The organism is Roseospira marina (genome assembly GCF_014197855.1).
Taxonomy (GTDB): Bacteria; Pseudomonadota; Alphaproteobacteria; order Rhodospirillales; family Rhodospirillaceae; genus Rhodospira; species Rhodospira marina.
On sequence record NZ_JACIGJ010000003.1, the window covers coordinates 25,743 to 48,430 of the forward strand.

The 22,688-nt window shown below is 68.3% G+C and carries 17 protein-coding genes; 13 read left to right on the forward strand and 4 right to left on the reverse strand.

Features of this window, described 5'->3' with window-relative positions; all coding sequences use genetic code 11:
• Positions 1-298: 298 nt before the first annotated feature.
• From GGD82_RS04640 to cysS, 8 genes are all read left to right on the forward strand, one after another.
• Positions 299-1,582: a glycosyltransferase gene (locus GGD82_RS04640; protein ID WP_150062002.1), complete on the forward strand. Its 1,284-nt coding sequence runs from the start codon at positions 299-301 to the stop codon at positions 1,580-1,582.
• A 211-nt stretch (positions 1,583-1,793) separates the two neighbouring features.
• Entirely contained in the window at positions 1,794-2,840 is a 1,047-nt protein-coding gene (gene amrS, locus GGD82_RS04645) for an AmmeMemoRadiSam system radical SAM enzyme (protein WP_150062041.1), read from the forward strand.
• 87 nt (positions 2,841-2,927) lie between these two features.
• Entirely contained in the window at positions 2,928-4,319 is a 1,392-nt protein-coding gene (gene gltX, locus GGD82_RS04650; RefSeq protein WP_150062001.1) for a glutamate--tRNA ligase, read from the forward strand.
• Positions 4,320-4,336: 17 nt separating this feature from the next.
• Positions 4,337-4,990 (forward strand): uracil phosphoribosyltransferase, encoded by a 654-nt coding sequence (gene upp, locus GGD82_RS04655; RefSeq protein WP_150062000.1) that lies wholly within the window; start codon positions 4,337-4,339, stop codon positions 4,988-4,990.
• Positions 4,987-5,367 (forward strand): cupin domain-containing protein, encoded by a 381-nt coding sequence (locus GGD82_RS04660; protein WP_150061999.1) that lies wholly within the window; start codon positions 4,987-4,989, stop codon positions 5,365-5,367. The genes upp and GGD82_RS04660 overlap by 4 nt, the downstream gene beginning before the upstream one ends.
• A gap of 135 nt (positions 5,368-5,502) precedes the next feature.
• Positions 5,503-6,024 (forward strand): hypothetical protein, encoded by a 522-nt coding sequence (locus GGD82_RS04665; RefSeq protein WP_150061998.1) that lies wholly within the window; start codon positions 5,503-5,505, stop codon positions 6,022-6,024.
• Between the two features lie 82 nt (positions 6,025-6,106).
• Complete coding sequence (locus GGD82_RS04670) at positions 6,107-6,358, forward strand: hypothetical protein (protein WP_150061997.1); 252 nt, start codon at positions 6,107-6,109, stop codon at positions 6,356-6,358.
• Between the two features lie 145 nt (positions 6,359-6,503).
• Positions 6,504-7,889 (forward strand): cysteine--tRNA ligase, encoded by a 1,386-nt coding sequence (gene cysS / locus GGD82_RS04675; protein WP_150061996.1) that lies wholly within the window; start codon positions 6,504-6,506, stop codon positions 7,887-7,889.
• A gap of 13 nt (positions 7,890-7,902) precedes the next feature.
• On the opposite strand, the gene GGD82_RS04680 is transcribed toward cysS, so the two are convergent.
• From GGD82_RS04680 to GGD82_RS04695, 4 genes are all read right to left on the reverse strand, one after another.
• On the reverse strand, positions 7,903-10,878 hold the full coding sequence (locus tag GGD82_RS04680; RefSeq protein WP_170284248.1) for an EAL domain-containing protein: 2,976 nt from the start codon (positions 10,876-10,878) through the stop codon (positions 7,903-7,905).
• Positions 10,879-11,192: 314 nt separating this feature from the next.
• Positions 11,193-14,681 (reverse strand): tetratricopeptide repeat protein, encoded by a 3,489-nt coding sequence (locus GGD82_RS04685; RefSeq protein ID WP_150061994.1) that lies wholly within the window; start codon positions 14,679-14,681, stop codon positions 11,193-11,195.
• On the reverse strand, positions 14,678-15,394 hold the full coding sequence (locus GGD82_RS04690) for an OmpA/MotB family protein (RefSeq protein WP_150061993.1): 717 nt from the start codon (positions 15,392-15,394) through the stop codon (positions 14,678-14,680). Before GGD82_RS04690 ends, GGD82_RS04685 begins: the two co-directional genes overlap by 4 nt.
• On the reverse strand, positions 15,391-16,539 hold the full coding sequence (locus tag GGD82_RS04695; protein WP_150061992.1) for a hypothetical protein: 1,149 nt from the start codon (positions 16,537-16,539) through the stop codon (positions 15,391-15,393). Before GGD82_RS04695 ends, GGD82_RS04690 begins: the two co-directional genes overlap by 4 nt.
• A gap of 659 nt (positions 16,540-17,198) precedes the next feature.
• On the opposite strand from GGD82_RS04695, the gene coxB reads away from it, so the two are divergent.
• The 5 genes from coxB to GGD82_RS04720 all read left to right on the forward strand — a co-directional run bounded on the left by coxB (position 17,199) and on the right by GGD82_RS04720 (position 22,680).
• On the forward strand, positions 17,199-18,098 hold the full coding sequence (coxB, locus tag GGD82_RS04700) for a cytochrome c oxidase subunit II (protein ID WP_150061991.1): 900 nt from the start codon (positions 17,199-17,201) through the stop codon (positions 18,096-18,098).
• Positions 18,099-18,201: 103 nt separating this feature from the next.
• Positions 18,202-19,860, forward strand: a complete 1,659-nt coding sequence (gene ctaD, locus GGD82_RS04705) for a cytochrome c oxidase subunit I (protein ID WP_150061990.1) — start codon at positions 18,202-18,204, stop codon at positions 19,858-19,860.
• Between the two features lie 6 nt (positions 19,861-19,866).
• Positions 19,867-20,478 carry a cytochrome c oxidase assembly protein gene (locus GGD82_RS04710; protein ID WP_150061989.1) on the forward strand — a complete coding sequence of 204 codons (612 nt, stop codon included), beginning with the start codon at positions 19,867-19,869 and terminating at the stop codon, positions 20,476-20,478.
• Positions 20,479-20,605: 127 nt separating this feature from the next.
• The gene (locus GGD82_RS04715; RefSeq protein WP_246163811.1) at positions 20,606-21,421 is read left to right on the forward strand and encodes a cytochrome c oxidase subunit 3; all 816 of its coding nucleotides are present in this window, start codon (positions 20,606-20,608) and stop codon (positions 21,419-21,421) included.
• Positions 21,422-21,489: 68 nt separating this feature from the next.
• Positions 21,490-22,680 (forward strand): MFS transporter, encoded by a 1,191-nt coding sequence (locus tag GGD82_RS04720; RefSeq protein WP_246163809.1) that lies wholly within the window; start codon positions 21,490-21,492, stop codon positions 22,678-22,680.
• The last annotated feature ends 8 nt before the right edge of the window (positions 22,681-22,688 follow it).

The window sequence follows — 22,688 nt, forward strand, 5'->3', positions numbered from 1 at the left end:
CCGGCCTTTCCCGTCCGCAGACCGCGCCATGGGGGCACACGCAGGGCGAGCCGGTTGGGACGCCAAATCCTAGGCCTCCGGTCATACCCCAGCGCCCGGCTCTGCCTCTCCGTCTGTTGGTCCCGTCCTGGCACGATCCCTGCTTTCTCCGAACGGTCGGATAACACCCCGAACCCGCAGGTCCGAACCATCGGTCGAGCAAACGGTCGCTCACGCCGACCTCCGCCGCCGCTGAAGTCGGATCCGGGCAGACGTCCCGCGCGTGTTGGCCCTGAGTCAGACAAAAGGGAACCGCATCATGGTTGCGATCGCGTCGAGGTCCCGGTACGCCAGCACCCTTGACAGTCTGCGGCCTTCTGCGCTTGCGCTGATCCGCGCGGACCGGCCCGTGCCCGGCCTGGCGTGCCTGTCCGAGACGGTCCCGCCGTCTCTCCTGCCCATCGCGGGCAAGCCGCTGCTCTTTTTCACCCTGGAGGATCTCGCCGCCGTCGGGTTTAGCGCCGTGGCGATCGCCATCGCGCCGGACGACACATCCGTCCGCGACGCCGTCGGCGACGCCAGCGCGTGGGGCCTAACCGTGGAGTGGCTCCAAACCGATCGGCGAGCGACCAATCAGGCCCTCCGACGTCGTATTGATCCGACCATGGCGCGGCCCACGCTGATTCTGGACGCCATGGTTCTGCGGTCCCCGTCGGTGCGCGCTGCCCTGGCCGCAGCGGAGAGCGCGCCGAAAAGCATGCTGTTCAACACCCGCTTCGGGGTACATCTGATCCCGCCCAGCACGGCGGGAACGCCCCACGGGGCATCGGACATGCCGCTGGACCTGTCCGGCGATGCGCTGCCCGTCCGCACGCTGGCGGACTACCACACCGCCAACATGCGGACCCTGTCCGGTCATTTGGGAGGACTCGCGCTCGACGCGCCCCCGGCAACCGGCCCCACGCCCAACGCAGACCCCGTCAAGCCACGCAACCAGGGCACACAAAACGGCTCCATTCACATCGGCGCGTTCACCCTCGTTGACGGTGATGCCGTGCTGACCGGCCGGGTCTCGATCTCCGAGGGCTGCGTGATCGGCCCCGATACCGTGATCCGGGACAGCGTCGTCCTGCCGAACACGCATGTCGGCGCCGGGCTGCACATCGAAAACGCCGTGCTCGCCGGCTCCGTGCTGTTGCGCAATGAACGGAGCGAGCGGACGCCCCCCGCTGTGCCGCAGTCCGAGCCCCCTCGCCCGCAACCGCCGCGGCGCCCAGCCACCGCACCCGGTACGAGTCGCCCACAGACGCCCACCCTGATGGAAAAGGGGTTCGCGGGCGTTCTTCTGACGGTCAGCCTGGGACGCCACCCGCGCCACAGGGCGTTGGCGTCCGTTGTGGCAGGCCGCATGCGCCTCATCGGCACCGGGTCCGAGGGGCCCGGTGACGGGCCCCAAGGGGCCTTTCGCCCATCCGATCTGCTCCTCGGCCAAGACGGCGACGCCCTGGAGCGCCGCTTGACCGATCTGGTCACCCTGGCGCGGCTGGATGGACCGGGAACGCTGCGGATCCTGGCCCGGGGCTGGCGCCGCCTCGGCCGATGACGGTGGCGCCGGACATGAGCGCGGGCCCGGATGGATCGTCCCTTTTCGGACGCGCCGTGAGCGGTCATCATGATGCGATGGACCACCACAGCGACGCGGAGGGTCCGGCCCTACCATGACCTGCGAATCGATCCCGCGCGATCCGGCCCCCGCCCCGGCGCGAACACCGTCGGCCGAACGCTTCCCGATTGCCCACCCGGGGCGCCACGGAATGCGCCTGGACGACGGGCGCATCGAATGCCGGGTGTGCCCGCGCCGCTGCCGCATCCCGGAGGGCGGGCGCGGCCTGTGCTTCGTGCGCGGCGTGCAGGACGGCGCCCTGGTCCTGACGACCTACGGCCGCTCCTCCGGGTTCTGCATCGATCCGATCGAGAAGAAGCCGCTCAACCACTTCCTGCCTGGGACACCGATCCTGTCGTTCGGCACCGCCGGCTGCAACCTGACCTGCAAGTTCTGCCAGAACTGGGAGATCAGCAAGGCCCGGCAGTGGGAACGCCTGAACGCCCCCGCCACGCCGGACCGCATTGCGTCGGTCGCGGCGGCCCAGGCCTGCCGGTCGGTCGCCTTCACCTACAACGACCCGGTGATCTTCCTGGAATACGCCGTCGACACCGCCGCCGCCTGCCGGGAGCGGGGCCTGAAGTCCGTGGCGGTGACGGCCGGCTACATCGAGCCGGCGGCGCGCGCCGACTTCTTCGCCCCCATGGACGCCGCCAACGTGGACCTGAAGGCGTTCACGGAGGGCTTCTATCACCAGCTTTCCAGCGCCCATCTGGCGCCGGTGCTGGACACCCTGCGCTACCTCGTCCACGACACCGCCGTGTGGGTGGAGATCACGACGCTGCTGATCCCGACCCAGAACGACGGCGACGATGAACTCAAGGCGCTCGCCGACTGGGTGGCGGAGGCCTTGGGGCCGGACGTGCCGCTGCACTTCTCCGCCTTTCACCCGGACCACAAGATGCGCGACCTGCCACCGACGCCGCCCGCCACGCTGTCGCGGGCGCGGGCTATCGCCAAGGCGGCGGGACTGCGGCACGTCTACACCGGCAACGTTCACGACGTGGACGGCGGCAGCACCCACTGCCCCGGCTGCGGGGCGCGGGTCATCGAACGGGATTGGTACGAGCTGCGCGACTGGCACCTGGACGACACCGGGCATTGCCGGAGTTGCGGCACCCGCCTCGCGGGTGTGTTCGACGGTCCACCCGGCGCCTGGGGCCGCCAACGCCAGCCGGTGCGCCTGGGCGCGGCTTAAGTCACCGCAGGGGTATGGGCTGAGTCTGGCATCGCGCGGCCGTCCGTGCGACAACCCGGGCCTCCGTGACCGTAACCGAGACCCGCCATGTCCGCCGCCCGTGTCCGTTTCGCGCCCAGCCCCACCGGCCATCTCCATGTCGGCAACATCCGGACCGGCTTGGTCAATTGGCTGTTCGCACGCAAGGCCGGGGGCGCCTTCGTGCTGCGCTTCGACGACACCGACACCGAGCGATCGCGCCCCGAGTACGTCACCGGCATTCGCGACGACCTGCGCTGGCTGGGCCTGACCTGGGATGAGGAAGCGTTCCAGTCCGAACGGGCCGACCGTCACGCCGCCGTGGTGGAGACCCTCAAGGCCGAGGGGCGGCTGTACGCCTGCTATGAGACGCCGGAGGAGCTGGAGTACAAGCGCCGCCGCCAGCGCGCGCGCGGCCAGCCGCCGATCTACGACCGCGCCGGCCTCACCCTGACCGACGCCGAGCGCGCCCGGCTGGAGGCCGAGGGCCGCCACCCGCACTGGCGCTTCCGCCTGGATCACGAGGATATCCGCTGGGACGACCTCGTGCGGGGCGCCTGCCACTACGAATCGGCCCACCTGTCCGACCCCGTTCTTGTGCGGGCGGACGGTACACTGCTCTACACCTTGCCGTCGGTGGTGGACGACATCGACATGGCCATCACCCATGTCATCCGGGGCGAGGACCATGTGGTCAACACGGCGGTGCAGATTCAACTCTGCCGCCTGCTGGGCGGCACGCCCCCGACCTTCGCGCATCTGTCGCTGATGACCGACGTCGGCGGCGGCGGCCTGTCCAAGCGGTTGGGCAGCGTGTCCGTGGCGGACCTGCGCTCCGACGGCCTGGAACCGATGGCCGTCAACGCCCTGCTGGCCCGCCTGGGCACCTCGGACGACGTGGCCCCCGTCACCACACTGGACGCCCTGGCCGACACCTTCGACCTCGGGCATTTCGGGCGGGCGGCGCCCAAGTTCGATCCGGCCGACCTCGCGCGCCTGAACGCCCGGCTGCTGCACGGCCTGGACTACGACGCCGCCAAGCCGCGGCTGGCCGCGCTGAAGGCGGACGGCGGCCCGGCGTTCTGGGACGCCGTGCGCGGGAACCTGGAGCGTTTCGCCGATGTGGCGGAGTGGCACGCGGTCGCCTTCGGTGACGTCGTGCCGCGCGCCGATGCCGCCACCGACGCCGGGTTCCTGCGCACCGCCGCCGAGGCCCTGCCGGAAGAGCCCTGGGACGCCGCGACGTGGTCCACCTGGACCGGCGCGTTGAAGGCCGCCACCGGCCGCAAGGGCAAGGGCCTGTTCATGCCGCTGCGTCTGGCCCTGACCGGGCAGCCCAAGGGACCTGAGCTGGCCGCCCTGCTCCCCCTTATCGGCCGCGCCCGCGCCCTCGACCGCCTGCGCCGCGCGGCAGCAGACGGGGCGGCGGACAGGGCGGCGCAGGCACCGACACGCGCGTAGTTCCGGAGAGCCTTACCATGAAGACCGACCCCGCCTTTCCGACCCTGTCGATCCTGGATCATCCGCTGATCCAGCACAAACTGACCCTCATGCGGCGCACCGACACGTCGACCCGCACCTTCCGCAACCTGCTGCGGGAGATCGCGCTGCTGATGGGCTATGAGATTACCCGCGATTTGCCCCTGGAGCATGGCCCGATCGAAACACCGGTCACCGCCATGCCGGCCGCACCGATGATCGCCGGCAAGAAGATCGCGGTGGTGCCCATCCTGCGGGCCGGCACCGGCATGGCCGACGGCCTTCTGGACCTGATGCCCTCGGCGCGGATCGGGCATATCGGCCTGTACCGCGACCCGGAGACTCACCAGCCCGTCGAGTACCTCGTGAAGTTGCCGCCGGTGGACGGGCGCCTCTTCCTGGTGACGGACCCCATGCTGGCGACGGGCAATTCGACCACCCATGCCCTGGACATCCTGAATGCCAACGGTGTGCCCGACTCTCGCATCCGCGTCATGGTGCTGGTCGCGGCGCCGGAGGGCGTGCGCGTCGTGCAGGAGTCGCACCCCACCGTCCCGATCTACACCGCCGCCCTGGACGACTGCCTGAACGAGCACGCCTACATCGTGCCCGGCCTGGGCGACGCGGGCGACCGCCTGTTCGGCACCAAATGACCGGGCCGAGCGGGCGCGACGGGTTGAAAGCGAGCGCCCTGCGCTCGGCCAACCTGTTCCAGGACGCGCTCCCGCCGGAGACCGGCGAACGGGTCGAAACCCTGCTGCGGCGCGGGCCGCTGCATGTCGAGCGCATCATCAGCAGCGACCGCCCGGACAGCACGCTCTACGACCAGCCGCAGGACGAATGGGTGGCGCTGCTTCAGGGCACGGCGACGCTCTGGGTGGACGGCACGGAGATCCCGTTGCAGACCGGGGATACCCTGTTCCTGCCCGCCCACACGCCGCACCGGGTGTTGAGGACCTCCGCCGATCCCGCCTGTGTGTGGCTGGCGGTCCATCTGCATCCGATCAAGGACACCGACGCCCCCGCGTAACGGCACACAGGACACACGTCGCCAAAGCCTCGCATCCCCGTGCAAACGCGGAGAGACGGCCCGAAATCTATGGTTTGACCGAACCGACACGCCCGCTAGCATCAAACGCTGATCTCTGGGATGAAGGAGCCTGAGATGCCGATACCCCTTGCCGCAGCGGCGGCAATCGCCACAATTCTCGGAGTCACGATCACCATCGGGCAGATCGGAACCGACTACGCAAGTGACGAGAAAGGCTTTGAGCGCCTGCGCAGCGACATGAAAACGGCGGCACGGCAAAATGACTATGTCGTTGCGTCGCGCGCCGCGGAGGAATACTTCTTTCTTCACCGTGAGGATTGGGAGAACCCAGCCACCCCCACCCTTACAAGCACCGGCTACACAAATCCCGCCATTCAGGCCATGCGTATTTTCGCCATCCCGAAAGGGACGACGAGCGCCTGTCGTTGTGTATCCTTCCGGCCCAAGGACGGCTTTTTTTCGAACGAATGGATCGTCACGACCTGGAACCGCAAGCCGGGCAGCGGTCTGTCTCGGAAGATCTATACGGCGACCACGGCCGAGGCGTCGGCGGTGTTTAAAGACAAGTACATCAACGGCGATCTCGCCATGCAAAAAGACCGTCGCCAGAAACTGGAGATCCATGGGCTTGCCTAGCGCGAACTGAACGGTTCCGAACGAATTCCTCCGGTACCCCATCTCGCCCCCGCCCCCACGACCGAGACGGATTCACCTCAGAATGCCTCATCACCCAAATCACGGGGCCGCTGCAGATAGCCCGGCCCGCCCATCGTCCTCGCCCGGCACCCTTCGACTGGCCCGGATCGTGGCCCTGCTGACCGCCGTCGCCATGCCGTTTTGCGGCTACGCGATTTACTTGAATCTGCCTTATCTGACCGGGTTGGCCATCGTCGTCGCCCTGGCGCTGGTCGGCTTGAGCCTGTCCCTGGCCCTGCTGATCTTGGCCGATATGGCACAACGCGGCGCCTGAGCCGTCCCGCCTCGCCCCCGCTTCGCCCCGTGACGGGGATGCCGTGGCACGACCGCCCATGGCGCCCCCCGTTGCGGTGCGGGGCTCGGACGCGGTAAGACCGGGCCTTCGTTGCCGTATCCCCCGAGCGCAGAGATCCGCCACCATGCCGCCGACGCTGTCCATTCAGGATACCCTGTCCCGCACCAAGACCCCCTTCGTGCCGCTCGACCCGGCGCATGTGCGGATGTACGTCTGCGGTCCCACGGTCTACGACCGCGCGCACATCGGCAACGCCCGCCCCGTTCTGGTGTTCGACGTGCTGTTCCGGCTGCTGCGGCAGCTGTATCCGCGCGTCACCTACGCCCGCAACATCACGGACGTGGACGACAAGATCAACGCGCGGGCCAAGGCCAGCGGGCGCACCATCGGTGAGATCACGGCGGAAACGACGCGCCAGTTCCACGCGGATATGGCCGCGCTGAACGCCCTGCCCCCCACGGTGGAGCCCCGCGCCACCGCCCACATCGGCCAGATGATCGCGATGATCGAGCGGCTCGTGGCGTCCGGTCATGCCTATGAGGCCGAGGGGCACGTTCTGTTCGCGGTGGGTCAGATGGGAGACTATGGCCGCCTGTCCGGCCGCTCCCACGACGAGATGATCGCCGGTGCCCGCGTGGAGGTCGCGCCCTACAAGCGCGACCCGGCGGACTTCGTGCTCTGGAAGCCCTCGACCGACGACCTGCCGGGCTGGGATAGCCCGTGGGGCCGGGGCCGCCCGGGCTGGCACATCGAATGCTCCGCCATGAGCGCCGAGCACCTGGGCCCCAGCTTCGACATTCACGGCGGCGGCCTGGACCTGATCTTTCCGCACCATGAGAACGAAATCGCGCAAAGCACCTGCGCCCATGGCAAGGGCACCTTCGCGCGCTACTGGATGCACAACGGCTTCCTGATGGTCGAAGGCCAGAAGATGGCCAAGTCGCTGGGCAACTTCATCACGGTGCACGAATTGCTCGACCGCGCGCCGGGCGAAGCCATTCGCCTGTGCATGCTGTCCACGCACTACCACCAACCGCTGGACTGGACCGAGGTCGGGCTCAGGCAGGCCAAGACTGCGCTTGACCGTCTGTACACCGCCGTGCGCGGCGCCGCCGACGTGACCGTGGAGGGCGAGCCGACTCCCTCGGACGCCCTGATGGACGCCCTGTGCGACGATCTCAACACGCCGCGCGCCATCGCGCTGCTGCACGAGACGGCGGGCGCCCTGAACAAGGCGACAGACCCGACCGAGCGGGCGCGGCTGAAGGGCGAGCTTTTGGGCGGCGGCGCGCTGCTTGGCTTTCTGGGGCTGGATCCGGATGCGTGGTTCCAGGGCGACAGCCCGGCGGACGGCCTGTCCGCCGCGGCGATCGAGGGCCTGATTGCGGAGCGCAAGGCCGCGCGCCAGGCCAAGGACTTCGCCCGCGCCGACGCCATCCGCGACGAATTGACCGCCCAGGGCATCGTGCTGGAGGACGGCCCGCAGGGCACGACCTGGAAGCGGGGGTAGGCCCCAGAGTTCCCTACCGCCCCTTCATCCGGAAGGCGTCCGCAGGCGCGATCCCGGGGCCGGCGGCCGCCCAGTGGGGATCGGGGCGCCAATGGCGCGCCCACTCCAGGAACCGGTCGGCCGCCATCGGCGGCGCGATCCCATAGCCCTGCGCAAAGTCGCAGCCAAGGGCCAGAAGCAGCAGCCCATGGTCCGTCGTCTCGACACCCTCCGCGATGACGATCAAATCGAACGCCCGCGCCAAACCGATCACCCCAGACACGATCGCGTGATCCTCGGCGTCCCGGGCCATGTCCAGGATGAACGACTTGTCGATCTTCAGCGTGTGCACCGGCAGCAGCTTCAGGTAGGTCAGCGAGGAATAGCCGGTGCCGAAATCGTCCAAGGCCGACGGCACCCCCAGCGCCCGGCACTCCTCGATCAGGCGGGTGATGTGGCGCAGGTCATGGATGGCTGCCGTTTCGGTGATCTCGATCTCCAGGCAGGACTGGTGCAGGCGGCCGGCGTCGCGCAGGTGCCGCTCCAGCCGCTCGACGAACCGCGGGCTTTGCAGGTGGCGCGGTGAAATGTTCACGCTGATCGGAACGGTGAGGCCCGCGCGCTCCCACGTCGCGACCTGACGCAGGGCCTCCCCCACCACCCAGTCCCCCAGGTCCTCAATGACGGCGTCATTCTCGATGGCCGGCAGGAATTCGCCCGGCGGCAGCAGCCCGCGCTCGGGATGGTGCCAGCGGATCAGGGCCTCGGCCCCCATGATGCGCCCCGAGCGCATGTTGACCTTCGGCTGGTAGTGCAACACCAGTTCGCGCTCGGCCAGCGCCTGGCGGAAGCGGTGCACCATCCGATGGTGTTCGATGGCGACCGCGTCCTGGTTGTCGTCGTAAAAGAAGTAGCTGTTCTTGCCGGTCTGCTTGGATTTGTACATCGCCTGGTCGGCCTGCCGCATCAGGGTATCGATGTCCGTGGCCCGGGTCGGGAATAGGGTGACCCCGATGCTGGCCGTCACCGAGACCGGATGGCCGGCGACCGCGAATGGCCGGCTGACGGTGGCCAGGATGCGGTCCAGTATCTGGATACAGTCGTCCTCGGTCCGCAGATCCGCCAGCAGGATGATGAACTCGTCCCCGCCCAGCCGGGCCACCGTGTCATCACCGCGCAGCTCGAGCAGGAACCGCTCCGCCAGTTCGATCAGCAGCATGTCGCCGGCGCCGTGCCCATACGAATCGTTGACCGGCTTGAACCCGTCCACGTCCAGGAAGCAGACCGCAAGCCGGGTGTGCTCGCGTCGTGCCTTGGCGATGGCGAGCCGAAACCGGTCATTGAGCAGCACGCGATTGGGCAGGCCGGTCAGCGAGTCATAATGCGCGATGCGGTCCAGCTCGGCTTCGTGCCGCTTGATGGCGGTGATATCCACCACCACGCCGACGTAGTGCGACGGATGCCCATGCTCGTCCAGCACCGCCGAGATGGTCAGATGCTGCGGGTAGATCTCGCCGGTCTTGCGCCGGTTCCAGACCTCGCCCCGCCACAACCCCTCCTCCATCAGCGCCATCCACATAGCGTTGTAGAACTCCGGACCGTGCTGTCCAGATTGCAAAAGGTTGGGTCGCCGGCCGATCAACTCCTCGCGGCTGTAGCCACTGATGCGCAGAAACGAGTCGTTGACCTCGATCATTTCGCTGTCGGGGTTGGTGATGATGATGCCTTCCTGCGTATGTTCGAACACACTCGCCAGCAGTTGCAGGCGCACCTCCGCCTGCCTTCGGGCGCTGACATCCTGGACGGTGACGGCAAGCTCGCCCTCGGTGGGCCGGAACGCGCGGATATCGAAGTGATGCCCGTCACCTTGCGTGCTGATCTCGAAGGAATCGGGCTGACCCGTCAGCGCCACCCGCGCGAACCGTTCGAATACGCGCGAGACGATTCCGGGCGGATTGATCTCCCGGAAGGTCCGCCCCTGGAGACCATCGCCGGATAACCCGGTCATGGCCTCGAACGCCGGATTGACGATCAGATAGCGGAAATCGATCGGACAGCCCGCATCGTCGGCCACGATCTCGTAGACCGCCAGGGCGTTGATCATCTCGTCGAACAAAACCCGGTACTTTTCCTCCGCGAGTTGGCGCTGGCTTTCGGCATAGGCGACCTCGGCCCGCTTGCGCTCCGTCGTGTCCTGGAGCGTTTCAATGGCCCCGATGATCGCGCCGTCAACGCCGTGCAGTGGCGCCGCGGTGAACGCCAGCCACCGGCCGCCGCGCGGAAAATGCGGAAAGAAGCCCTCGGCCTCGAACGCGCCGTCAATGAATGACGATTCGCGATAGTGCTTGTAGTACTTCTGGTACTCGGCCCCCTTGGAGCGCGCCAGAATCAAGTCGGCCATGACCGGCCTGGGCTCCGGATAAAACGCGCGCCATTGGTCCTTGGTCCCGATCATGGTCGCGGCCGGAATCCCCATCACCACTTCGCAGGCGCGGTTCCAGTGCGTGACACGGTGGTCCGCGTCGATCACGAAGGTTGGCACCGGATTGCCCTCGATGATCTCCGTGAGCTGGCGTTGGCTGGCCAGCCGCTCGGTTTCCATCGCGCGCCGGCCGGTGACGTCGACCAGAGTTTGAATGGCGCCCGCGCAGACGCCGTCGGAGTCCAGCAGCGGCACGGCGGTGAAATGCAGCCAGCGCGGCCCCTTGCCCAGGTCCGGAAAGTAGTCCTCGGCCTCGTACCCGCCCTGGAACACCGCACGGACGGACTGGTCGGGGTAGTACGCCTCGATGTCCGCCTGGCACGCACCGGCCACGACCAGATCCGCCATCAGGGGCCGTTCGTACGGATAGAACGGCGCCCATTGATCGCGCGTACCGATCATGGCGGCGGCGGGAACCCCGGTCAGGTCCGCCAGCGCGTCGTTCCAGTGGGCAATGCGATGATCGCGGTCGATGACGAACGTGGCGATCGGCAGCCGCTCCACAAGCGCGCCTTCGGTGACGTTCATCGTCCCTCCCCACGGTTCCCCCGCCCCCTGTGCGCCGTGGCGTTCTCCGTTTATGGGATTGTGCGGGATCGCGCGCGAGCGGACCATCGGCCGCCCCAGGCGTCCCCTTCGCCCGGCCGCTCACACACGATAAACGAAATGTCCGAAAAAAGAACGGCCTTCGCAGCCGACGCGCATCGCGCCAGAATGGGACTCGCTGTCGGGTCCCCTTCGGGCGCGCAACTCGGCGTCAAGCGGGCGCCCTCATAAGGGCCCTGCGTCCGGCACCTGGTCGGTCGGCGATCGGGACGGCGGGGCGGCGGCCCCGCCTGCCCTCAGTTGATCGCGCTGAGGCGGTCCTCGCGCAGGCGGTCCCGGTAGGCCGTCAGGTAACTGCGGAACTTCTCCGCTTGCCGGATCTTGCCGCCGACGGACGCGATATCGATCAGACCCGCCTCCGGCGTGGCCGTCACCAGATCGAACGCATCCCGGAACGGCGTGCCATCCAGCGCGTCGAGGTAGCGCTGGCGCAGCAGGGATGCCCCGGTCTCGTCGCCCGCCAGCGTCAGGGCGGTCGCCCAGTCGATCAGGCGGAAGGCGTCCTTCTCGGCCAGGGTCTCGTCCCCACTTGGCGGCGGCGGCACCAGCTCCGCCAGGGCGCGCGCGGCCTCGGCCCAGTTCTGGTCGCGCCAGTGGATATCGGCGCGCAGCACCCGGGCGTCCTCGCTGGAGTCGTTCTCCAGCAGGGAAATCGCGGCCGGGACATTGTCGGTGTCGGCGAGCGCCCGCGCCCGCAGATGACGGCGCTGGCGTTCCAGAGTCTCCGGCAAGGGTGCGAACCGCGTCTTGTCGAGAGCGTCCAGCGCGTTGCTCGGCTGCCGGTTCAGCAGGTAGACCAGCGCCAGCCGCGCCCCCACCCGGGTGCGGTCCAGACCGCGCAGGCGGTAGCGGATCTGGCGCTCCAGCAGCGCCGCCGCCGGATCGAGCAGATCCACCGACACCAGCCGGTCGGCCAGACGGCGGATCATCTCGTCGCCCCGGTTCCCGGTCGGCGTCAGTTCGCGGAATTCGTCGAACAACGCGATGGCGGTCAGCGGCGGCATGTCGTTGGCGGCCCCATCCAGAAACAGGGTGTCGAAGACGGTGCGCATGCGTTCCGTCAGTTCCTCCGACCCCGGCCGGTCCTCGAAGTACGACGCCGCGAGGCGCAGGGTGCGCAGGGCGTCGCCGTAGCGGTCCTCGTCCAGATACAGATCGCCCAGTTCGCGCAGCAGGTCGTATTCGAAGTCGCCGCCGCGCCACGCGAAGCGCAGCCCCTCCAGCCCGGCGATCAGTTCGTCGGTGCCGATCAGGTCGAGCCGGTGTTCCATATCGAGGCGCGCCTTGGTGGCCAGCGCGGCATGGCGCCGGCTCTGGCCGATCTCAGCCTCCTTCCAGGCCGCGATGGCGGCCTCGAACGCGCCCGCGCTGGCGAACAGATTGCCCTCCAGATAATGAATGGCCGCTTCATCGTGGGTGGTGTTGAACTCCGGATCGCGGGCCGATTCCAGGAAGGTGTTCGCGGCCAGATCGTCGCCGGCCTTGATGGCGGCATCGGCAGCGACCAGCGCCAGCGGAATGCGCACGTCCGGCGGATAGTTCTCCAGCACGCCGCCGGACGCCTCCAGGATCGCCGCCTGCAAGCCGGCCTGCCCCAGCCGGGACTGGGCGGCGGCGCGCCAAAACGCCGCCTCGTCGACGTCGACGAGGCTGGGATGACTGAGATCGTCCACGGCCTCGCGGTCGCGATGCATCAGGAACTGCGTCGCCCCGCGCAGCGCGCGGAACGCCGGCGTCCCAACCATCTCCACCTGCTCCTCGGCGATGGCGCGCAGCACGCCCAACGCCTCCGGCGCATAACCGTTCGCGAAGTAGAAGCGCGCCAGTTCCAGGCGGGCCGGTCCCCGGCGGCTGGCGGGCGCCATCGCCACGGCGTATTGCAGATCCTTGCGCACATCGTCGAACGACGTGGCGTCGTCCTCGCGGCGCCAGCCCGGAATGTCGAAGACCTCCTGCAGCGCCCCCTCGCCCAGGGTCGCCAGCGTTTGCAAACGGTTGTCCTCCGGCGACAGGGTCAAACCGCCGTCGGCCGTAATCTCGGCGCCACTGCGGCTGGAGCGCACCTCGATCCGGTCGGAGCGCGGAATCACCACGGCCCCCTGGGCGGTCACGGGCAGCGTCACCTCAGGGAAGGTCCGCTCCGGAAACACTCCGTGTCCGAGTTGGATCAGGGGCAGGACGAAAAACTGATCGCCCAGTTCCGGATCCCGCACCGGCACGACGCGACCGCCTTCGATCACCGGCAGAAGCAGGCGGGGGCCGACCGGCGAGCGCACCTGCGGCTGCACGTTGATCGGATGCTCGGGGCGCATCGGCTGCTGCATCAGGTCGACCACCCACAGCAGACCGTCGCGGCGCAGGCTGGGATTATAGCCGGGCGCGGTGGTCATCCGCACCAGGGTCGAGTTCGGCCCAATCCGCACCTGCTCGACCGAGCGCACGACCCCGACGCCAAGCCGGCGCAGCAGACCCAGGTCCACCTCCTGGAAGCGATCAAACACGACCCACAGATAGCCCGCGCGTCGGAACACGGCGGCGGCGGTCGGCTGATCCCACGAGAACCCGAGGCTAACCACCTGACCTCCGCCAGAGCCCCTTGGGGAGGCCGCCTCATCGCCCCCACCGGGTCCTTGCGTGAGACGATCCGCGGCGGCGTCCTCGGCGCCGGGCGCCAGGGCAGGGCCACCCTCCGCCACGGCATCCATGGCGGCCGGGTTGGGTGTGCGGTCCACCCCATCGGCCCCCGAGGCGTCCTCAGGACCGGGCTGAAGGATGGAGACCTCTCCGTCCGTGGGTCCGATGAAAGGATCCGGCACGGATTCTTCGGGCGTCAGGGTTCCCGTTCCGCCGTCCCCAGCCCCTTCGGCCGGTGGCGTGGCCTCGGCGGTATCCGGCACCGACGGCGCGGGGCTCTCCGGGGCACCCGGGGCCTCGGCCGTCTGTTCCGGTTCCGCCGGCCGCTGCGGCGGCTCGGGCGCCTGCGCGGCCGGCCTGGGCTCCGGGCCGGACGGCGTCGTCACGTCCAGCACGACCTTGGGACCCGACGTGAACACCCGGGGCTCGGCACCCGGTGGAATGGTCAGGGCCGCCACGCTGGTATCACCGTCGATCCGGCTGGTCAGCGTGCCGAACCCGGCTGGAAGATCGCCCTGGATCGCGTCCACGCCCAGACGGGCCGGCCGGTCGAAACGCAGCGTCACCGTCCGCCCGTCGCGCGACAGGGTGTGGTCGACCGGACGCGGCCAATCAAACACGATGCGTTGGTAGCCGTCGTGGCTGCCCGTACGCACACGGATGCTCTCCGGCGCGGCCGGGGTCGCCGTGGCTGCGGGCGTGGGGTCCAGGTCCGGGCCACCCCTCAGGTCCACGACCACGCTGCTGTTCAGCGTGAAGACGTTCAGCGTGAAGTCGCCCTTCAGCGGCAGGGTGACGGTGCGCCGGTCCGGGGAGACCCGCACGGTATCGACATAGGCGGGCAACCGTCCCGGCACGCTCGCCACACTGTTTGGAATGGGGGCATCGAAGGCCGCCACGAGGTTGCCGTTGCGGATCTCGACCGTATAGCGCACCGGATCGTCCCACCGGAACACCATCCGCCCATAGCCGTCATGGGCGGCGGCGGACACCTCGGCGGCCCAGGCGGGAGCGGCTCGTGTCAGCAGGGTTGCGGCGCACACCAGCGCCAGAAGAAGGGTCAGCCCCAGGGACCGGACGTCACGGATCATGGCAGCTCGTCCTCGGCCCGGTCCGGCAGGATAACAAGATCGACACGGCGCGCCAGACGCGTGCGCTCCGCCTCGGGCACCGAGTCGAGCGCCGCAAAGCGCGTGTCGGCGTGGCCCCAGACCTCCAACGGGCGGGCGAAGCCGGCCCGACGCAGACCGTTCGCGACCGCCGCCGCGCGCGCCAGGGACAACGCCCAATTGTCGGGATACGGGTTGCCCGGCGCCACCGGACGCGGGTCGGCATGGCCTGACAGGGCGATCCGATTGCGAAGATTGGCCAACAGGCTACCCAGTTCGGTGACCACCGGCCGGGCCTCGGCCGCAATGGCCGCGCCGCCCGGTTCGAACAGCAGGTCCGCCGGCAGAAGCACGACAAGCCGATCATCGAGCCGCTGGACCAGCGTTCCCGCGAACCGCTCGTCCCGGTCGAACACAGAGTCCAGCACCCCGGCGAGGTAACCGAGGCTCTGCCCGCGCGGCCGCATGATGCCGAGGACGCCCGGCTCGCCGGCCTCGGGTTCCCGCGCGATCGTGGTCGACGGACTGAACGTCGCGCTCAGGGATTGGGTCAAGCGTTCGAACGCTTCCAGCTTGAACGCGGACATGGAGAACAGCAGAACAAAGAACGCCAGCATCAGGACCACAAGGTCACTGAAGGTCACCATCCAGGCCGTTCCAATAGAAGACCCGTCTTCGCGTCGGGTACCGATCATGGCTGTGTCCGTTGCGGCGCGGCCGGGGACTCGGAATCCGCAGCCGGCGGCGAGGTCGTATCATTTGTGGAAACTCTAGCACTTGCGGCCCCCGGTTGGGCAGCCCGAAACCCGGTTTCACCCGGTGCGCCGCCCTGAAACGACGGCGCGACACTCGCCGGTGTTGCATTTGGATCAGGGTCGGGCTCGTCCACCGGGATGGCGTCCGCCGGAATATCCCGGAAATCGGGATCCCACCGGGTGACGTCGACGGCGCGGAACGTCAGCCGCAGCCACGCCGGATCGCCCGATGAAAGCCCCACGAGCACGCTGCCCGGCACGGCCCCCCGCGCCGTCATCACGCGCCCCAGAGCCGCAGCGCGTTGCAGGGCCAGGGCGTCCGGCGCAACGGGAAGGGGCACGAACGCGCCGCGGTCGTCGACGCTCCCGACGCCGAAGCCATCCCGGGCATCAGGCCCGGAGGCCCCCCCCGCGGACAGCGACGGATCGGCTTCCGCCTCGGGCATACCCGCGCCCGTCTGCACCACCGCCGCCATCTCGAACCGCAGGCCATCCGGCGGTGCCGACAGGGCCGCGACGAGTTCATCCAGCATCAGCACCTGGGCCGGGCGCAGTGTGGCCGCCTCCGGCTCGAACAGGCTGTCGCCCCGCATCATCACCTCAATCGAGCGCCCGGCCACCAGATGCCGCACCCGCACCGTCGGTAACGCCGCGTCGAACAGGTCCGTGACCAGCGCAATGAACGCCTCCGCCGCCCGGGCATTACCGTCCAGGTCATCCATCGGCATGTCGGCGACGACATCCGTCGTTTCCTGCGGATGGGAGAACGTCACGGTCAGGCTCTCCATGACCGCCCGTGCCCGCTGCCCCTCCAGGCTCGACAACGCCATCAGCATGATGAAGAAGGCCAGCAACAGGAGGTAGAGGGCCAGGAAGAGCGCCAGCGAGCCCCGCGCGACCGGCGCGGCCGCCCAACCGGTCAAATCGCCATCGCATCGCCCCGTCGCACCGCCCTTCGGCGCCCGCAAGGCCAAGCCCAAGGATGTCCCAGGCAGCGTGCCGGGCGACGTTGCCCGGGCGTCCGCCCCGAACCGCACCCCGCCAACGGGCCGGCGGCTTGGGAACCCGCGTTCGATTCCGCGCATGGACCGCTCCTACGTCTGAGACGGCCGCGCCGGGGCCTCGGCGGACCCACTATCGGATCGGCGGACGGGCATACGCGCGCTCTCCCTCATACCTCAAGACGGCCCGGCGCGTTCGCGCCCGGACCGGGATGTGCTTACCCCGCCTCTTCCCCTGGCGGGCAGTGTGGCATGCGACTCTAAACAAATGCTTTCGCAACCCGATGCGCCCGAGCACGACGCCTCACACTGGATCGTCCGACCACCACCCTGAGGCTTCCAAAACACCGGCCACCGCGCGTCCATCGACGCCGCCCCTCCCCTGACGAGTAGTATGCCCCACCCGCCGCGCTACCCACATGGCCGGGCCCTCGCGTAACCCCCTGCCCACCCACTTAAAACCAGGCACGCTTCGCACATCACCGCCGATAAAGAAACGTTACCGACACGAGAAGAGGCGACTTTCAGACCATCACACGCGCCCAAAACACCCCGATACCGCGCGTTCTGAAACCATGAATTTTCCCGATCCCCCTTGTCGGTTTCTAACAGTTTGGTCATGATAACCGCGTGGCGTGGCTGGTCTACTACCGGACCTCACCCACCGGAGCCGGCCCCGGATGCCTGCCGCAGGGTGCGCACCCGAGGCCCAAAACATCGAAACCGACAGGAATGCGTCTGCCATGCCCGATGTTCGCCCGGCCCCTGTTTGCGCGCGGACCGTCCGGCGCACCGGTTGGATCGGCACCCACATTGGAACCGTCGCCCTGCTGATCCTCGGCCTGCCCTGCGCTGCGGCGCTCGCGGCCCAGCCCGAACCCTGGCAGATGTGGTCCCAGCCGGCCGCCACGCCGACCATGCACCTGATCACGGACCTGCACGCCTACCTCAACTGGCTGATGCTCGGCGTCTGCGTGGCGGTCATGGGTGCGTTGGGGTTCGTGCTGTGGCGATTCCACCACAGCCGCAACCCCGAACCCTCCACGTGGTCGCACAACACCCCGCTGGAAGTGGCTTGGACACTGATCCCGGTGGCGATCCTGGTGGCCGTGGCGATGCCGTCGTTCAAGCTTCTGTACTTCATGGACAGCACAGAGGAGGCCGACTTCACCGTCAAGGTCATCGGCCATCAATGGTACTGGTCCTACGAGTATCCGGATCACGGTAACTTCACCTTTGATTCCTGGATGAAGTACCCGGAGGAGCTGGAAGGCGACGAGCCCCGCCTGCTGGCTGTTGACGAGCACGTCGTGGTGCCCGTGGGTGCGACCGTGCGGTTGCTGTTCACCTCCGACGACGTGATTCACAGTTGGGCGGTGCCGGCGCTGGGCATCAAGAACGACTCCATCCCCGGTCGCATCAGCGAAAGCTGGATGCAGATCGAACAGCCGGGCACGTACTACGGCCAATGCTCCGAACTGTGCGGCGTAAACCACGGCTTCATGCCCATCGCGGTGCGCGCCGTGCCGGACGAGGAGTTCCAGGCCTGGCTCGCGGACGCCCAGGAGAACTTCGCCCGCGTCGACCCTCCACCGCCGGCTCGCGAGAGCGAGCCCGTTTCGGTCGCCGACGCCGCCGACTAGCCACCCCCAGACGCCCCCCTCCACCGACGCCCGCCCCCAAAAAAGGCTGACCAAAAAAAGCTGACCCAAACAGGGACCTGCACAGCAAAGGGACGCCCCGCCGATGAACTCCGACACGTCCGCACACGCCGCGACCGCCGGCGCCGAGGCCCACCCGCACGCCGATCACGGGGATCACAACCACGACCGGCCCTACGGGCTGTCCCGCTGGCTGTTCTCCACGAACCACAAGGACATCGGAACGATGTACCTCGTGTTCGCCGTGATCGCCGGCCTCGTGGGCGCGGGCATGTCCCTCATCATCCGTCTGGAGCTGGCCGAGCCCGGCATCCAGTACTTCAACGACAACTACCAGCAATACAACGTGTTCGTGACCGCGCACGGACTCATCATGATCTTCTTCATGGTCATGCCCGCGCTGATCGGCGGATTCGGCAACTGGTTCGTGCCGTTGATGATCGGGGCGCCCGACATGGCGTTCCCGCGCATGAACAACATCAGTTTCTGGCTGCTGCCGTCCTCCTTCGCGCTGTTGGTGCTGTCGCAACTGTCGGGGTTTGGTGCGGGGACCGGCTGGACGCTCTACCCGCCGCTGTCCAGTGCTGCGAGCCACCCCGACGCCTCCGTGGATTTCGCCATCCTGAGCCTGCACATCGCGGGTGTGTCGTCGATCCTGGGGGCCATCAACTTCCTCGTCACCATCATCAATATGCGCGCGCCGGGCATGGGCATGCACCGGATGCCGCTGTTCGCGTGGTCCATCCTGGTGACGGCGTTCCTGCTGCTGATGGCCCTGCCGGTGCTGGCGGGCGCCCTGACCATGCTGCTGACCGACCGCAATTTCGGCACCAGCTTCTTCGCGCCGGCCGGCGGCGGCGACCCGGTGCTGTATCAGCACCTGTTCTGGTTCTTCGGCCACCCCGAGGTCTACATCATGATCCTGCCGGCGTTCGGGATCGTCAGCCATGTGATCTCGACGTTCTCCAACAAGCCGGTGTTCGGCTATCTCGCGATGGCCTACGCCATGGTGCTGATCGGCCTGATCGGCTTCGTGGTCTGGGCGCATCACATGTACACGGTGGGTCTGGACGTCGACACGCGCGCCTACTTCATCGCCGCGACGATGGCCATTGCCGTGCCGACGGGGGTGAAGATCTTCTCCTGGATCGCGACCATGTGGGGCGGGTCGATCCGCTTCACGACGCCGATGCTGTTCGCCGTGGGCTTCGTGTTCCTGTTCACGATCGGCGGCGTGACCGGGGTCGTCCTGGCCAACGCGGGCGTCGATATCTCGCTGCACGACACCTACTACGTGGTGGCGCACTTCCACTACGTGCTGTCGTTGGGGGCCGTGTTCGGCATGTTCGCCGGGTTCTATTACTGGTTCGGCAAGATGTCCGGCCGGCAGTACAGCGAGACCCTGGGCCGGATCCATTTCTGGATGACCTTCATCGGGGTGAACCTGACGTTCTTCCCCATGCACTTCGCCGGCATCGCCGGCATGCCGCGCCGCATCCCGGACTACCCCGACGCCTATGCCGGCTGGAACATGATCTCGTCGATCGGCGCCGTCATCGCCATGGGCTCGGCGGTCATGTTCCTGGTGGTGGTGCTGCACGCCTTCATCGCCGGCCGCCGGGTCGCCGCCAACCCATGGGGTCCGGGCGCGACCACCCTGGAGTGGACGCTGAGTTCCCCGCCGCCGGCCCACACCTTCGAGCAACCGCCCGTCCTGGCCGGGCGCGCCAGCCACGCGGAGTAACCGCGCATGGACACCCACCGGACAGAACCCCCGCCCCCCCGCGGGACCGCCAACGCCCGCATCGGCCTGCTGTTCGGTGGGGTGGCGGTCGGCATGGTCGGCATGGCCTTCGCTGCCGTGCCGCTGTACCAGGTGTTCTGTCAGGTCACCGGCTACGGCGGCACGCCGAAGATCGCGGCCAAGGCACAAGAGACCGCACCCGCCCCAGCCACCGCAGGGCCACCGGCGGCGGGCTCCAACACCCAACCCGGGGCCGCCGCCCGCACCATCACGGTGCGCTTCGACGCCAACGTGGACCGCGCCCTGCCCTGGCGCTTCCAGCCCGTCGACCGGGCCGTGACCGTCCCTATCGGACGGCCGTCCCTCATCAGCTATCGGGCCGAGAACACCTCGGGCCACGCGATCACCGGCACGGCCACCTTCAACGTCACGCCGGCCAAGGTCGCGCCGTACTTCACCAAGATCCAATGCTTCTGCTTCACCCAGCAGACCCTGGAGCCGGGACAGGCGGTGGACATGCCCGTGCTGTTCTCGGTCGATCCGGCCATCCTGGAGGATGAGCACGCCCGCGACGTGCACACCATCACGCTGTCGTACACCTTCTTCGACGCCACCTGAGGTGGCCGGCTTCGACGCCACCTGAGGCGCCCGCTTCGACGCCACCTGAGGCGCCCGCTTCGACGCCACCTGAGGCGCCCGCTTCGACGCCACCTGATGCGCCCGGCCCGGAAGGGAGATCCGCCCGATGACCGTCCCCTCGACCATGATCGACACCGCCGCCAGGCGCGGCCACCCGTTCCACATCGTCGCCCCCAGTCCCTGGCCGCTTCTGGGGTCCATCGGTGCCTTTGTCCTGGCGTATGGCGCGGTGCATTTCATGCACGGCGAGCCGCCCTACATCATGCTGGGCGGCCTCGCGATCGTGCTGCTGGCCATGCTGATGTGGTGGCGTGACGTGGTGCGGGAATCCCGCTCCGGGCTGGCCCATACCCGCCGTGTCCGTTGGGGCCTGCGCGCCGGCATGGGGTTGTTCATCGTCTCCGAGATCATGTTCTTCGTCGCGTTCTTCTGGTCCTACTTCCACAACGCGTTCCTGTTCAGCCCCGTCGTGAAGAGTTGGCCGCCGGCGGGCACCGAGGTGTTCTCCCCCTGGGGCCTCCCGCTGGCGAACACGCTCATCCTGGTGAGTTCGGGCTTCGTCCTGATGTGGGGCCGGGGGGGCCTGCACCGCGCCAACCAGGGCCGCGTGGTCAAGGGCATCGCCATCGCCGCCGGGCTGGGCGCGCTGTTCCTGGTGTTGCAAGCCGTCGAGTACGGCCACGCACCCTTCGCCTTCGATGCGAACATCTATTCGTCGGTGTTCTTCATGGCGACCGGCTTCCACGGCTTCCACGTCTTCGTGGGCGTGGTGTTCCTGACCGTCTGTGCCCTGCGCGCCCGGCGCGGCCACTTCACCGAGGACAAGCACCTCGGCCTTCAGTTCGCCGAGTGGTACTGGCACTTCGTGGATATCGTCTGGCTCTTCCTGTTCGGCTGGTTCTACGTCTATCTTGCGCTATGAGCCAATCCCAACCCCGTCCGCCGGGCGGTTCGCCTGAGTCCGCGTCGCGCCGTCACGTCCGCACCGTCATGGTCGCCGGTGTCCTGATCGCCCTCCTGGGGTTCGGCACCCGCTCCGTCTTCGGCCTGTTCCTGGAGCCGATGACGGCGGCCCAGGGGTGGAGCCGTGAAACCTTCGCCCTCGCCCTGGCGATCCAGAACCTGCTGTGGGGCCTCGGCCTGCCGCTGGCGGGGATTCTGGCGGACCGCCACGGGGCGGCGCGGGTGATCGCCGTCGGTGCGCTGCTGTATGCCGCCGGCACGGCTGGAATGGCGCTGGCGACGGTGCCTTGGATGCTGCATCTGTTCGCGGGCGTCATCACCGGTCTGGGGGTGGCGTTCACCGCGTTCTCGCTCGCCCTGGCCGCAATGGCGCGAGTGGTCGGGCCTGAAAAGCGGTCCATCGCGCTCGGACTGGGCACCGCCGCCGGGTCACTGGGACAGGTCGTGTTCTCGCCGTTGGGCCAAGGGTTCATCGTCGCCTTCGGCTGGCAGACCGCGCTGCTGCTGCTGGCCGCCATTACGCTGACCCTGGTGCCGCTCGCCTTCGCGCTGCCCCGGGCACGCACCACCGGCCCGGGTCTCGACACCGGACTGGAGCAGACCCTGGCACAGGCGCTGGGCGAGGCCCGTCGGCATCGCGGCTATGTCCTGCTGACCACGGGCTTTTTCGTCTGCGGCTTCCATGTCGCCTTCATCACCGTGCACTTCCCGGCCTATGTGAAGGACCTCGGCATGAGCGGATCGGTGGGCGCGATGGCACTGGCGCTGATCGGGCTGTTCAACATCGTCGGCGCGTTTGCGTCGGGCCTGTTCGGCCAGCGGTACAGCATGAAGGGCGGGCTGGCCGCGATCTATGGCCTGCGCTCGGTCATCATCCTGGCGCTGCTGCTGGCGCCCAAGACGCCGCTGGTGATCGGCCTGTTCGCCGCCGCCATGGGCCTGCTGTGGCTGTCCACCGTGCCCCTGACCACCGGCATCGTCGGACAGGTGTTCGGCCTGCGCTACATGAACACCCTGTTCGGCATCGTGTTCCTGAGCCACCAGCTCGGCAGCTTCAGTGGCGTCTGGCTGGGCGGGTATCTGTACGACACCTTCGGCACCTATGATCCGGTGTGGTGGGCCGGTGTCGCGCTGGGCCTGATGGCGATGGTGCTGCACCTGCCGATCGACGAGCGCCCGCTGGCAAGGCCCGCACCCGTCCCGGTCTCGGCGAAGTAGCCGGGCAC